This window comes from Microbacterium songi, assembly GCF_042747925.1.
Classification (GTDB): Bacteria; Actinomycetota; Actinomycetes; order Actinomycetales; family Microbacteriaceae; genus Microbacterium.
Genome location: NZ_JBHZIE010000001.1, coordinates 618,942 through 631,266 on the forward strand (window position 1 = coordinate 618,942; position 12,325 = coordinate 631,266).

Genomic DNA, 12,325 nt, shown 5'->3' on the forward strand with positions numbered 1-12,325 from the left:
TCATGACCCCCGCATCTTCCCTCGAGCGTGATCGGACGGTCCGATCGTGATGGCGACGCTGACCGCCGCCTGGAGCCGCGTCTTCGCGGTGCTCGGGCGGGTGTCGATGTACCGGTTGGTGTCGATGGCGCTCGCCGCCCTCGCCGTCATCGCCCTGTTCTTCTCCCTGCTCGGGGTGGTGTCCCCGACTCCGCTCGAGCTCGTGGTCACCCTGCTGCTGCTCGCGGTCGTCTGCGCGGTGGTGGATGCCGCCGCCCAGCGCACCATTCACCTGCCCTGGCGCATCGAGTCCTCCCTCATCACCGCCCTCATTCTGCTGTTCGTGCTGCGCCCCACACTCGAGCCGCTCCCGCTCCTGGGTATCGCCATCGCCGGGGCAGTGGCATCCCTCTCGAAGTACGTCCTCGCCTGGCGTGGCCGCCACATCTTCAACCCGGCGGCCACGGGCGCGGCGACGCTCGCGATCTTGTCGATCTGGCTTCCCGAGCTCGGCAGCCCTGCGTGGTGGGTGGGCACGCCCGCGATGGCCGCGCCCGTGATCATCGCGGGACTGGCGGTCCTGTGGCGCACCGAGAAGGTGCGCATGATCGGCCTGTTCCTCGTCGTCGCGATCGTCTTCGCGTTCGCACGGAACATCGTTCAGTACGCGCAGGCCGGGCTCTCCCTCGACGCCGGCACGATCTTCTGGCAGATCCTGTGGTCGTCCCCGTTCCTCTTCCTCGGCGCCTTCATGCTGTCGGAGCCGCTGACGATGCCACCACGCCGCTGGCAGCAGCTGACGGTCGCCGCCGTCGTCGGCGTGCTGGCGGGCTGGCCCATCGATCTCGGCGCCATCAGCCTCGGCTTCGACCGGGCCCTCCTGATCGGCAATCTGGTCGCCTTCGCCTTCGCGCTGCGCACGGCGGTGCGCTTGAGCCTCGAGCGGCGCACAGCGCTCACCCGGACGGTGCAGGAGCTCACCTTCCGCGTGCAGGATCGCCTGTTGTTCCTCCCAGGGCAGTACGTCGAGCTCGAGGTGCCGCATCACCGGCCGGACGCCCGCGGGACGCGCCGGGAGTTCAGCATCGTCTCCGCCCCGGAGGAATTGCCGACCTTGCGCATCGCGTTCCGTGAGGCGCCCGCGAGTCCGGGTGCGCCGGCGAAGCAGCAGAGCACCTACAAGAAGGCGCTGGCCGAGGTTCCCGATGGCGGCGCGCTCGCGGTGACGGGCGTCTGGGGCGATTTCCTCCTGCCCAAGAAGCCCGACAGCCCCGTGCTGATGGTCGCGGCCGGCATCGGCGTAACGCCCTTCGTGTCGCAGCTGCGTCACCTCCACCTGTCGGAGGCGTCGCGCGACGTGGTGCTCGTCTACGTGGCATCCGATTCCTCCGAGCTGTCGTTCCGCGACGAGCTCGAGGAGACGGGCATCCCGGTGCGCGTGTTCACGCGCGATGAGCCGCGCGACCTGCCCGCGCACTGGGAGTGGTCGGGGGGAGCTCGGCTCGATGCCGATGTGCTGCAGCGGGTCGTACCCGACCTGCCCGCGCGGCATGCCTACGTGTCGGGGCCTCCTGGATTGATCGCCGACCTCGCGCCGGCGCTGGAGAAGGCCCGGTCGATCACGACGGACGCGTTCAGCGGGTACTGAGCGGGGTCGCCGTTCGTCGGCGACTCACGTGCCGGATGCCGCGGCCGCGGTGCGACTTTCGCGTCGTCGCCGGATGGCCGAAGTGTGCCGCGGGGACTCCGCGGAGTCGACAGACTCCGGCCGCTGAAGGGCTGCGGGATGCCGGTTGTCGGAGTCGGGCTGCGGTCGGGTGCCGGATGGCCAGAGTCTGCCGCTGGGCCAGCGCCTGAGCGGCCGGCTTCGGCCACCGAACCTCGAGCGGGCCGGTTCCGGTGCTAGAGAGGAGGTACCGGCGGCGGGCCTTCCGCCGAAGCTCCCCGCGCGGTCCCCGCGGAAGCCACCTGCGAGGTCTCCGCCGAGCCTGACGAGGCCGACGCCCCCGCTACCGCAGCAGCCCCAGCATCGGCGGAGGGTGCCGCCGGCGCAGCGGGAAGACGCACCTCGAAGGTCGTGTCGCCGGGAACGCTCCGCACCGAGATCGTGCCGTGGTGGGCTTCGACGATCGCCCGGGCGATGGACAGACCCAGGCCCGTCCCGCCGGTCTTGCGTGCGCGGGAGCGGTCGGCGCGCGCGAAGCGCTCGAAGAGATCCTCGGCGATCGACGGGTCGATGCCCGGTCCGTCGTCGTGCACGCGGAGGACCGCGCGGTCGGCATCGAGCGCGACGCCGACGGTCACCTCGGTACCGGCCGGCGTGTGCGTCCGGGCATTCGCGAGCAGGTTCGCCATCACCTGGTGCAGGCGAGCGGTGTCACCCGCGATCACGACCGGCGTCTCGGCGAGGTCGAGGATCCAGCGGTGGTCGGGTCCGGCGGGACGCGCATCGCCGACGGCCTCGAGGGCGAGCCGGGTGAGATCGACGGATCCGTAGACGAGCTCCTGGCCCTCGTCCAGGCGCGCGAGGAGCAGGAGGTCTTCGACCAGCGTCGTCATGCGCAGGGATTGCGCCTGGATGCGCTGCAGGGCCGACTCGGATGTCTCGCTGAGCGTCGTGTCCCGCAGCGAGAGCTCCGAGTACCCCCGGATGGAGGCCAGCGGCGTCCGCAGCTCGTGACTGGCGTCGGCGACGAACGTGCGCATCCGCTCCTCGTTCGCCTGGCGCGCATCCAGCGACGTGTCGACGTGGTCGAGCAGGGTGTTCAGCGCGGCGCCCACCCGACCGATCTCGGTGCGGTCGTCGGCCTCCGCGGCCGGCACCCGCTCCGCGATCGACACCCGTCCCTGGTCCAGGGGGAGGGCTGCCACCCGGGTCGCGGTGTCGGCGACGGCGCGGAGGGGGCGGAGGCCGGCGCGGATCACGAGGGCGATCACCGCGGCGAGCACGAGCAGGCCGCCGGCGGTCACGAGGGCGACGGTGATCAGCATCTGCTCGATCGTGGAGTTCACATCGCTCAGCGGAAGGCCGGCGATCCCGGCGTCGCCGCCGGCGCGGAACGTGGTGATGCGGTATTCGCCGAGCCCTTCGATCGCGACCGTTCCCGTCGCGGGCCCCGTGGTGGCGGCGATGACCTGCGCCACCTGTTCGTTCGTCAGACGCTGCACCTCGCCGTCGGCGTCGATGTACGCACCCGTCGTGTTGGAAGCCGTCAGCGAATTCGTCTGCGTGACGAGCAGGATCCCGGCGCTCGTCGGTCGCTGCTGCAGGATGTCATAGGCGGTCACGTCGGCCGCATTGCCGGGGTACTGCGCGTTGAGCAGAGCCCCGCCGAGCTGCTGGGCGGACGTCACGACCCGCGCACTGAGGTTGTCCTGCAGCACTCCGCCGAGCAGGGTCGCCGTCGCGATGGCGATGATCGTGAGGATCAGCGCCACGAAGCCGATGATCGCGATCATCAACCGCGCCTGCAGGCTGATCGGCTTCCGGCTGCGCGTCGGCGCGGGATCAGGCGTGTCGAAAGTGATCTCAGGGGCACTCACTGCGGGGCTTTGATCATGTACCCCACGCCGCGGACGGTGTGGATGAGGGGCTCCCGACCGTGGTCGATCTTCTTGCGCAGGTAGGAGATGTACAGCTCGACGACACTGGAGCGCCCGCCGAAGTCGTAGTTCCACACCCGGTCCAGGATCTGCGCCTTCGACACCACGCGGCGCTGATTGCGCATGAGGTAGCGCAGCAGCTCGAACTCCGTCGCGGTCAGCTCGATCTCGTCACCCGAGCGGATCACCTCATGACTGTCCTCGTTAAGCGACAGATCGCCCACGTGCAGGATCGGCTCGCCGTCGTCGGCGAGAGCCGTACCCGCCCGGCGCATGAGTCCGCGCAGCCGCGCCACGACCTCCTCGAGGCTGAACGGCTTCGTGACGTAGTCATCGCCTCCGGCCGTCAGTCCCGCGACACGGTCGCTGACCGAGTCCTTCGCCGTGAGGAAGAGCACGGGGACGTCGTTTCCCGACTGACGCAGACGCTGAAGCACGCCCATGCCATCGAGGTCGGGCATCATGACGTCGAGCACCATGGCGTCGGGCGCGAAGTCCCGCGCCGCCTGCAAGGCCTGGAATCCGGATGCCGCGCTGCGCACGTCCCACCCCTCCATACGCAGTGCCATCGACAGGAGGTCGGTGAGCATCTGCTCGTCGTCGACGACCAGGACCCGGAGGGCGGAGCCGTCAGGGCGGTGCAGGGCGGGAGAGGGGGCGATCGCGGTCATGCCCTCATTGTCCACCTGCTCCTATGCGGTTCCTATGGAGCGCGCTATGTGCTTCCTGTGAACATCATCGCCGGATGCTGCGAGCCCGGTCCGCGCTCCGAGCCGAGCTCGTCCCTGCGCAGGCTCCGGCAGGGGATGGAACGGGAGTGCCGCCGATCGCATAGGCCGTCCATACGCACGACCTAGAGGCCGCATCAGGGGGCTCCCTACGTTCGGACCGTGCCCGGCGAGCAGCGTCGCGGCGGGAGGAGAGACATGTACTGGACGTACCTCCGGCGAGAGCTCGCCGGACGGAAGAAGCAGACCGCGATCGTCGCGGCCGGTCTCGCGGTCGCGATCGCGCTGGTGATCATCGTCAACTCGCTGGCCACCGGCGTGCGCGACGCGCAGACCCAAGCGCTGGCGTCGGTGTACGGCGTCGGCACGGATCTCACGGTCACCGGCGCGGCGGCGGAGCCGGGTCAGGCCGGCGGCGAACGCTTCCAGTTCGGCGACGGGGAGGGCGAGACCGCGGACGGCACCACGAGCGTGAGTCAGTCGCGCCTGATGACGGACCGGATGCGGGGGACCCTCGAGGCATCGACGGTCGACACCGTCGCCGCCGTCGACGGCGTCGCGGCAGCATCCGGCGCTCTGAGTCTGACCAACACGACCTTCTCGGGTCAGATGCCCGACTTCTCGCAGACCCAGGAGGGCACGGCGCCGGACGGACAGGCCCCGCAGGACGGGGCGCCCCCGCAGGGCGGCCCCGACGGCGCGGGCGGAAGCTCGTTCGATCTGAACTCCTTCACCGTGCTGGGCATCGACGCCGGCAACACCGCCGTCGGCCCGCTGTCGGATGTGACCGTGACCGAGGGGCGCGCACTGACGGGCGACGACGAGGGTACCGACGTCGCGGTGATCGACGCGACCTATGCCTCCACCAACAGCCTGGCCGTGGGAGGCACGATCGACGTCGGTGGCACGGCCATGCAGATCGTCGGCATCATCGCATCGGGCTCGGACACGGCGGACACCGCCGCGAACGTCTACATTCCTCTCGACGTCGCACAGAGCATCGCGGGCGCCGGCGACGTGGTCTCGACGGTCTATGTGCAGGCCTCGTCGTCCGACGCGATCTCGGCGGTGCAGACGACGATCGAGTCGGCGTTGCCGGAGACGACGGTCAGTTCGCAGTCCGACCTCGCGTCGACCGTGTCGGGCTCCCTGTCGAGCGCATCGTCGCTCATCTCGAACCTCGGCACGTGGCTGTCGATCCTGGTCCTGGCGGTGGCGCTGCTGCTGGCCGTGCTCTTCACGATCTCGGGCGTCTCGCGGCGCACTCGGGAATTCGGGACGTTGAAGGCGATCGGCTGGTCGGACCGCAGGGTCGTCGGCCAGGTCGCCGGCGAGTCGATGGTGCAGGGAGTGATCGGCGGTGTCGTCGGCCTGGCGCTGGGACTCGCGGGGATCGCCGTGATCAATCTCATCGCCCCGACGATCTCAACCTCGAGCACGACGGCCACGACCGGTGGCCCCGGGGGCGGCGGTCCGGGCGCCTTCGGCCCCGCGGCGGCCCAGACCGCGACCGACGTCGTCCTGCATGCCCCGCTCACCCTCTGGGTGATCGTCGCCGCGATCGGACTCGCGGTGGGGGGAGGACTCGTCGCGGGCGTGTTCGGCGGCTGGCGGGCCGCGCGACTGAGCCCCGCAGAAGCGCTGCGTTCGGTGGCATGAGGACCACGGCGACCACACGTGTCGACAGACGAGACCACACAGGAGGACAGGAAATGACCATGACGACGGATGCCTCGACCGACCCGGCACGGACGACCCCGCCGACCGGACCGATCTATCGCCTCAGGGCGATCACGAAGACCTACAGCCAGAAGGGCCGCAGCATCGTCGCCTTGAAGGGTGTCGACCTGGACTTGCAAGCGGGCGACTTCGTCGCCGTCCAGGGGCCGACGGGCGGTGGCAAATCGACGTTCCTGCAGCTGCTCGGAGCGCTCGATCGGCCGACGTCGGGGTCGATCGCCCTCGGCGGCACGGAGCTCTCGAACGCGTCCGACGCCGCGCTCGGGAGGCTCCGTGCGACCGAGATCGGATTCGTGTTCCAGGGCTTCAACCTGATCCCGACGCTGACGGCGATCGAGAACGTCGAGATGGCCCTCGAGCCGCTCCACGTTCCGGCGGCGGATCGGCGTCGTCGTGCCGCCGAAGCCCTCGCGCAGGTGCAGCTCGCCGACCGGCAGGACCACCTGCCCGGTGAGCTGTCGGGTGGCCAGCAGCAGCGCGTCGCGATCGCCCGGGCGATCGTGAAGGATCCGCGCGTCCTGCTGGCGGACGAGCCGACCGGCAACCTCGACGAGCAGACCCGAGACGAGATCATGGCGGTGCTCACCGCCCTCAACGCGACCGGCCTCACGCTCGTCGTCGTGACCCACGACAGCCATGTCGCACGCATGGCGCAGCGGCGTCTGCGGCTCAAGCAGGGCGCGGTGACCGAGCTGGCGACCTGACGTCCGCGCGGCGTGCTCGGCGCTCCGCAGGCGTTCGCGGTCGCGGCATCCGCGTCACCTATAGTGAGCGCGGATGCCGCGACCTCGGGGGTGCGGCGGAAGGCGGTACAGCATGCCCCTCGTCGATCTCGCGGTGTACGTGGACGGCGTGCGCGCCCCCGAACTCGGCTCGCTGACCGAGACGTTCTCGGTCATGCGTGCTCTGCACGGCATGGCGTGGATCGGACTGTACCGGCCGTCCGAGAGTGAGATCCGCGACATCGCCGGGGAGTACGGGCTGCATCCACTGGCGGTCGAGGACACCCTGCTCGGTCACCAGCGGGCCAAACTCGAGCGCTACGGTGACACGCAGTTCATCGTGCTGCGACCGGCGCGCTACATCGACAAGACCGAGACGGTCGAGTTCGGCGAGGTGCACGTGTTCGTCGGACCCGACTTCGTGGTGACGGTTCGCCATGCGGAATCGCCGGATCTCGGGAAGGTGCGCCGACGCATGGAGGCGCACCCCGAATTGCTCACTCTCGGACCGCAGGCGGTGCTCTACGCGATCCTGGACGAGGTCGTCGACGAGTACGCGCCCGTCATCGCGGGGCTCGAGAACGACATCGACGAGATCGAGGATCAGCTGTTCGACGGCGACCCGGACGTCTCCAAACGCATCTTCGGCCTGTCGCGCGAGGTCATCGAGTTCCAGCGAGCCGTGCAGCCGCTCGTGCCCATGCTGGAGATCCTCCGCGACGACGACGATCATCCTGTCGACCTCGAATTGCGTCGAGGCCTGCGCGATGTGCTCGACCACGCGGAGCGCGCCGTCGAGCGCGCCGACGCGTTCCGGGCGATCCTCGAGAGCGCGCTGATCGTGCACTCCACCCTGGTCGCGCAGATCCAGAACGAAGAGATGCGTCGTATGACCGAGTTCGGTCTCGACCAGGGCGATCAGGTGAAGAAGGTCTCCGGATGGGCGGCCATCCTCTTCGCCCCGACCCTGGTCGGAGCGATCTACGGCATGAACTTCGACATCATGCCCGAGCTGCACTGGACGTTCGGCTACCCGTTCGCCCTGGCGCTCATGCTCGTTTCGAGCGTCACGCTGTACGCGGTGTTCAAGAAGCGCGGCTGGCTGTAGCGCGGACGTCAGAAGCGTGCAGCCGCCGCATCGGGCCCGGCAGCGGCGATGAGCCGGTCGCTGAGCGCGTCGTCCTCTGCGTCGTAGCGCTGCTGGTCGGGGTGGGCGTCGGAGTGCGCGACGAGCCGTCGTGCACCCTCGTCGAAGAGGATCGTCGTGCCGAACTCGGGGACGAGGCTCTTGACCTTAGTGTTGTCGTACACCGCGGCGTAGGCCTTGTCGCCGACCAGGCTGGGTCCTTCCTCGGGGACGAGGCGGGCGATGGTCTCGGACGCGATGTGGACGAACTCCGGATGCTGCACACCGGCCGCGTCCGCCAGCCAGGCGTAGATCTGATTCCAGGTGGGGGCGTGGTCGCCGGTGAGGGTGAAGGCATCGCCGATGGCGAGCGGGTGAGCGAGCAGGCCTGTGAACCCGACGGCGAAGTCGTCGCTGTGGGTGAGGGTCCAGGGAGTGGTCCCGTCGCCGTGCACGACGACGGGTCGGCCGGCACGCAGGCGCACGACATCCGTCCAGCCTCCGCGGTTCGGGAACAGCGTGTGGTCGTACGTGTGGGACGGGCGCACGATCGTGATGGGGACGCCCCGTTCCCGATAGGCCGCCATGAGCAGGTCTTCGCAGGCGATCTTGTCGCGGGAGTACTGCCAGAACGGGTTTCGCAGCGGGGTCGACTCGGTGATCGGGAGCCGCAGCGCCGGTTTCTGGTAGGCCGACGCCGAGCTGATGAAGACGTACTGGCCCACGCGTCCCTCGAACAGATCGAGATCGCTCTGCACGTGTGCGGGGGTGAACGCGGTGAATTCGGCGACGGCGTCGAACGCGCGGTCACCGAGCGCGTCGCGCACCGAGGCGGCGTCGCGGATGTCGGCGACGACACTCTCTGCTCCGTCGGGGATCGGGCGCGCGCTCGTGCCGCGGTTGAGCACGGTCACCTCGTCGCCGCGCGCCAGCGATCTGCGCACGCACGCCGTGCTGATCACTCCGGTGCCGCCGATGTACAGGATGCGTCGAGCTGTCATCCTCCGACCCTAGCCTCGGGGTCGGACGGTCAGGCCGACGCGCTCAATGGGTGTCTTCGGCCTCGATCTCGGTGCGGTCGCCCGACCACAGTGTGTGGAAGGTGCCGGGCTTGTCGATCCGCTTGTAGGTGTGCGCTCCGAAGAAGTCGCGCTGCCCCTGAATGAGGGCCGCGGGGAGTCGTTCGGCGCGCAGTCCGTCGTAGTACGCCAGCGACGACGAGAAGGCGGGGGCGGGGATGCCGGCGGCCGCCGCCAGGGCGACGATGCTGCGCCACCCGTCCTGGGCGCGGCCGAGCGCTTCGACGAAATACGGCGCCGTGAGGAGCACGGGCAGATCGGGCGTCTCGCCGTAGGCGTCGGCGATGCGGTTGAGGAACTGGGCGCGGATGATGCATCCGCCCCGCCAGATCTTGGAAACCGCACCCAGGTCGATCGACCAGTCGTACTCGGCGGCGCCGGCGCGGATCTCGTCGAACCCCTGCGAATAGGCCACGATCTTGGACGCGTACAGGGCGAGCCGCACCTGTTCGATGAACGACTCGGCGTCTTCGCCCTGCAGCACTTCGCCGAAGGCCGCCTCGGGACCGGGGAGATCGCGTGAGACCCCGCGCTGTTCCGGGTGGGAGGACAGGGAACGGGCGAAGACCGCTTCGGCGATGCCCGACACCGGAACACCCAGGTTGAGGGCCGTCTGCACCGTCCACGCCCCCGTGCCCTTGGCGCCGGCCTGGTCGAGGATGACGTCCACGAGCGGTTCGCCGGTCGCCGCGTCGACCTGTCGCAGCACTTCGGCGGTGATCTCGATGAGGTACGACTCCAGCTCGCCGCCGTTCCATTCGGCGAAGACGTCGGCGATCTCCGCCGGGCTCTTGCCGGTGCCGCGACGGATCAGGTCGTACGCCTCGGCGATGAGCTGCATGTCGGCGTACTCGATGCCGTTGTGCACCATCTTCACGAAGTGACCGGCCCCGTCGTGGCCGATGTGGGTCACGCAGGGTTCTCCTTCGGCCACGGCAGCGATGGACTTGAGGATCGGGCCGAGCGTGACCCACGACTCGTCCGAGCCACCCGGCATGATCGACGGTCCGAGGAGCGCGCCCTCCTCGCCACCCGAGATACCCGCGCCGACGAAGTTGATGCCGGTCTCGCGCACGGCCTTCTCGCGACGGATCGTATCGGTGAAGAGGGCGTTGCCTCCGTCGACGATGATGTCTCCGGGCTCGAAGACCTCGACGAGCGCGTCGATCACGGCGTCCGTGCCGGCGCCTGCTTTGACCATGATGATCGCCGCGCGGGGCTTCTGAAGCGAGGCGGCGAACTCCTCGTAGGTGGAGGTCGCGACGAATCCCGCCTCCGGGTGCTGCGAGACGAGGTGCTCGGTCTTGTCATGGCTGCGGTTGAAGATCGCGACCGTGTTGCCCTCGCGTGAGGCGAGGTTGCGAGCGAGGTTCGACCCCATCACGGCAAGGCCGACCACACCGATGTTGGCGGCGCCGGAGCCGGTGCCCCCACTCGGATCGGGAGTCACGCGCTCGACGGTCTCGGGGGCCGGAGCGCCCTCGTGGGCCGCCGCCGACGCGGGATGGTCCGTCCGGTCGTTCGACACGTTCGTGGCGGGGGAATCGTTCGTGGACACACGGGCTCCTAATGATCTGAGGTGAGGATGCAAGCGGAACGGCGCGCGTGCGGGGGAGCGCCGCAGCGGGCGCCGGGCGTCACGCGTGCGCGGGGGAGTCAGTCGCCCCGATACCCCGAACGACCCATCGACCAGAAGGCGAGAACGAGCCCGACGCCGCCGACGGCCGTGATCGCCGCGACCACGGCGAGCACGAGATGCGATCCAGTAATGGCGTCCATGAGTCCTCCGGTGGGGTGATCGAGGTGCGTCTTCATCGTAGCGGGGGCGCTGGTAGACTCAGTGACTGAACTTCGGCGAGGGATGCCACGCACCACCGGCAGCGGTGGGATGAGGCATCCGTGATCGACGCGGTGATGCAGGCTCATGGCTTTCCTCACGCGCTCGCGTTCGAGTCGAACCCCCAGACCACAGATCAGGGCCTGCCAGCCCGCAAGGAGAAATCATCATGTCGGAAGACAACAAGGTCAGCGCCGAGCTGCGCGAGAACTTCGGCAAGGGTTACGCCCGTCGCCTTCGCGCGCAGGGCAAGATCCCCGCGGTCATCTACGGCCACGGCGCGGAACCGCAGCACGTGGCGCTTCCGGGTCACCAGGTCGCGCTGCTCATCCGCCGCGCGAACGCGGTGCTCGAGCTCGATGTCGCCGGTACACAGCAGCTCACCCTCGTGAAGGACGTGCAGAAGGACCCCGTGCGCCAGGTCATCGAGCACATCGATCTGCTCGTGGTGAAGAAGGGCGAGAAGATCCAGGTCGACGTGCCGATCATCGTCATCGGCGAGCCGTTCCCGGGCACGATCGCCAACCTCGACAACACGTCGGTGGCGCTCGAGGTCGAGGCCACGCACATCCCCGAGACCATCGAGGTCGACGTCGAGGGTCTTGAGGACGGCGTGCGCATCACGGCTGCCGACCTGACGCTCCCCACCGGATCCGTGCTCGTCACCGATCCCGAGACGCTGATCATCGCCGTCGCCGTGCCGGTGGACGCCCTTGCCGCCGAGGACGAGATCGCCGAGGTCGACGCCGCTGTCGCGGCCGCCCAGGCGATCGAGGCCGAGGGGTCCGAGGAATCGGCCGAGTAGAACTCCAGACACGAACCGGGGGCGCGATCCGCGAGGGTCGCGCCCTTCGGCGTCTCGTGCCGTCGAACAGGCAGGATGAGGACATGGCTGAGGTGTGGCTGGTCGCGGGACTCGGCAACCCGGGTGCGCGCTACGAATCGACGCGGCACAACGTCGGGCAGATGGTGATCGACGAGCTCGCCCGTCGGCGGAGCGAGAGCTTCCGTGCGCACAAGGCCGGCGCTCGTGTCGTGGAGACCTGGGTGCGGCCCGGAGGGGCCAAGATCGTCCTGGCGAAACCGAATTCCTTCATGAACGTCTCGGGCGGGCCCGTCGCCGGCCTGGCACAGTTCTACGGCATCGACCCCGATCACGTGATCGTCGTGCACGACGAGCTCGACATCCCGTTCGACACGATCAAGCTCAAGACCGGCGGCGGGCACGGCGGGCACAACGGGGTGCGCGATGTCGCGAAGGCGCTGGGGACGCCCGAGTTCCCGCGCATCCGCGTCGGCATCGGCCGCCCGGTCGGCCGTCAGGATCCCGCGGACTGGGTGCTCGACCCGTTCGCCGCCGGCGAGCGCGCGAACCTGCCGATCCTCATCGGTGACGCCGCCGACGCGGTCGAACAGCTGATCGATGAGGGCCTGCTCGCGGCCCAGCAGAAGCACCACGCGCCGCGCACCTGAGTCCGCTCCCGGTTCGTGTCGAGCGCGCCGTGCGCATA

11 protein-coding genes are annotated in these 12,325 nt (G+C 69.3%); 6 read left to right on the forward strand and 5 right to left on the reverse strand.

The window, feature by feature from the left end; translation table 11 throughout:
* Nucleotides 1–49 precede the first annotated feature (49 nt).
* Complete coding sequence (locus ACFM35_RS03200) at nucleotides 50–1,627, forward strand: FAD-dependent oxidoreductase (protein ID WP_378838641.1); 1,578 nt, start codon at nucleotides 50–52, stop codon at nucleotides 1,625–1,627.
* Between the two features lie 254 nt (nucleotides 1,628–1,881).
* On the opposite strand, the gene ACFM35_RS03205 is transcribed toward ACFM35_RS03200, so the two are convergent.
* Nucleotides 1,882–3,438: a sensor histidine kinase gene (locus ACFM35_RS03205; protein WP_489672260.1), complete on the reverse strand. Its 1,557-nt coding sequence runs from the start codon at nucleotides 3,436–3,438 to the stop codon at nucleotides 1,882–1,884.
* A gap of 80 nt (nucleotides 3,439–3,518) precedes the next feature.
* Complete coding sequence (locus ACFM35_RS03210) at nucleotides 3,519–4,253, reverse strand: response regulator transcription factor (protein ID WP_378838241.1); 735 nt, start codon at nucleotides 4,251–4,253, stop codon at nucleotides 3,519–3,521.
* A gap of 255 nt (nucleotides 4,254–4,508) precedes the next feature.
* Here ACFM35_RS03210 and ACFM35_RS03215 point away from each other — a divergent pair, with 255 nt between their 5' ends.
* The 3 genes from ACFM35_RS03215 (at nucleotide 4,509) to ACFM35_RS03225 (ending at nucleotide 7,880) form a co-directional block, all read left to right on the forward strand.
* A complete protein-coding gene (locus ACFM35_RS03215; RefSeq protein ID WP_378838243.1) occupies nucleotides 4,509–5,969 on the forward strand; it encodes an ABC transporter permease in 1,461 nt (486 codons plus the stop codon).
* A 53-nt stretch (nucleotides 5,970–6,022) separates the two neighbouring features.
* A complete protein-coding gene (locus ACFM35_RS03220; RefSeq protein ID WP_378838246.1) occupies nucleotides 6,023–6,754 on the forward strand; it encodes an ABC transporter ATP-binding protein in 732 nt (243 codons plus the stop codon).
* A 112-nt stretch (nucleotides 6,755–6,866) separates the two neighbouring features.
* Nucleotides 6,867–7,880, forward strand: coding sequence for a magnesium and cobalt transport protein CorA (locus ACFM35_RS03225; RefSeq protein ID WP_378838249.1), 1,014 nt, complete (start codon nucleotides 6,867–6,869; stop codon nucleotides 7,878–7,880).
* A gap of 8 nt (nucleotides 7,881–7,888) precedes the next feature.
* On the opposite strand, the gene ACFM35_RS03230 is transcribed toward ACFM35_RS03225, so the two are convergent.
* From ACFM35_RS03230 to ACFM35_RS03240, 3 genes are all read right to left on the reverse strand, one after another.
* On the reverse strand, nucleotides 7,889–8,899 hold the full coding sequence (locus ACFM35_RS03230; protein WP_378838252.1) for an SDR family oxidoreductase: 1,011 nt from the start codon (nucleotides 8,897–8,899) through the stop codon (nucleotides 7,889–7,891).
* A 43-nt stretch (nucleotides 8,900–8,942) separates the two neighbouring features.
* Nucleotides 8,943–10,427, reverse strand: a complete 1,485-nt coding sequence (gndA, locus tag ACFM35_RS03235; protein WP_378838643.1) for an NADP-dependent phosphogluconate dehydrogenase — start codon at nucleotides 10,425–10,427, stop codon at nucleotides 8,943–8,945.
* 206 nt (nucleotides 10,428–10,633) lie between these two features.
* Nucleotides 10,634–10,792 carry a hypothetical protein gene (locus ACFM35_RS03240; RefSeq protein ID WP_378838254.1) on the reverse strand — a complete coding sequence of 53 codons (159 nt, stop codon included), beginning with the start codon at nucleotides 10,790–10,792 and terminating at the stop codon, nucleotides 10,634–10,636.
* A gap of 191 nt (nucleotides 10,793–10,983) precedes the next feature.
* Here ACFM35_RS03240 and ACFM35_RS03245 point away from each other — a divergent pair, with 191 nt between their 5' ends.
* Nucleotides 10,984–11,619: a 50S ribosomal protein L25/general stress protein Ctc gene (locus ACFM35_RS03245; protein ID WP_378838257.1), complete on the forward strand. Its 636-nt coding sequence runs from the start codon at nucleotides 10,984–10,986 to the stop codon at nucleotides 11,617–11,619.
* A gap of 83 nt (nucleotides 11,620–11,702) precedes the next feature.
* On the forward strand, nucleotides 11,703–12,287 hold the full coding sequence (pth, locus tag ACFM35_RS03250) for an aminoacyl-tRNA hydrolase (protein WP_378838259.1): 585 nt from the start codon (nucleotides 11,703–11,705) through the stop codon (nucleotides 12,285–12,287).
* Nucleotides 12,288–12,325 lie beyond the last annotated feature (38 nt).

Excerpts from the sequence above, each read along its gene's own strand:
- ACFM35_RS03200 (WP_378838641.1), top strand. The coding sequence starts at position 50 with ATGGCGACGCTGACCGCCGCCTGGAGCCGCGTCTTCGCGGTGCTCGGG.
- ACFM35_RS03205 (WP_489672260.1), bottom strand. The coding sequence starts at position 3,438 with ATGATCGCGATCATCGGCTTCGTGGCGCTGATCCTCACGATCATCGCC.
- ACFM35_RS03210 (WP_378838241.1), bottom strand. The coding sequence starts at position 4,253 with ATGACCGCGATCGCCCCCTCTCCCGCCCTGCACCGCCCTGACGGCTCC.
- ACFM35_RS03215 (WP_378838243.1), top strand. The coding sequence starts at position 4,509 with ATGTACTGGACGTACCTCCGGCGAGAGCTCGCCGGACGGAAGAAGCAG.
- ACFM35_RS03220 (WP_378838246.1), top strand. The coding sequence starts at position 6,023 with ATGACCATGACGACGGATGCCTCGACCGACCCGGCACGGACGACCCCG.
- ACFM35_RS03225 (WP_378838249.1), top strand. The coding sequence starts at position 6,867 with ATGCCCCTCGTCGATCTCGCGGTGTACGTGGACGGCGTGCGCGCCCCC.
- ACFM35_RS03230 (WP_378838252.1), bottom strand. The coding sequence starts at position 8,899 with ATGACAGCTCGACGCATCCTGTACATCGGCGGCACCGGAGTGATCAGC.
- ACFM35_RS03240 (WP_378838254.1), bottom strand. The coding sequence starts at position 10,792 with ATGAAGACGCACCTCGATCACCCCACCGGAGGACTCATGGACGCCATT.
- ACFM35_RS03245 (WP_378838257.1), top strand. The coding sequence starts at position 10,984 with ATGTCGGAAGACAACAAGGTCAGCGCCGAGCTGCGCGAGAACTTCGGC.
- pth (WP_378838259.1), top strand. The coding sequence starts at position 11,703 with ATGGCTGAGGTGTGGCTGGTCGCGGGACTCGGCAACCCGGGTGCGCGC.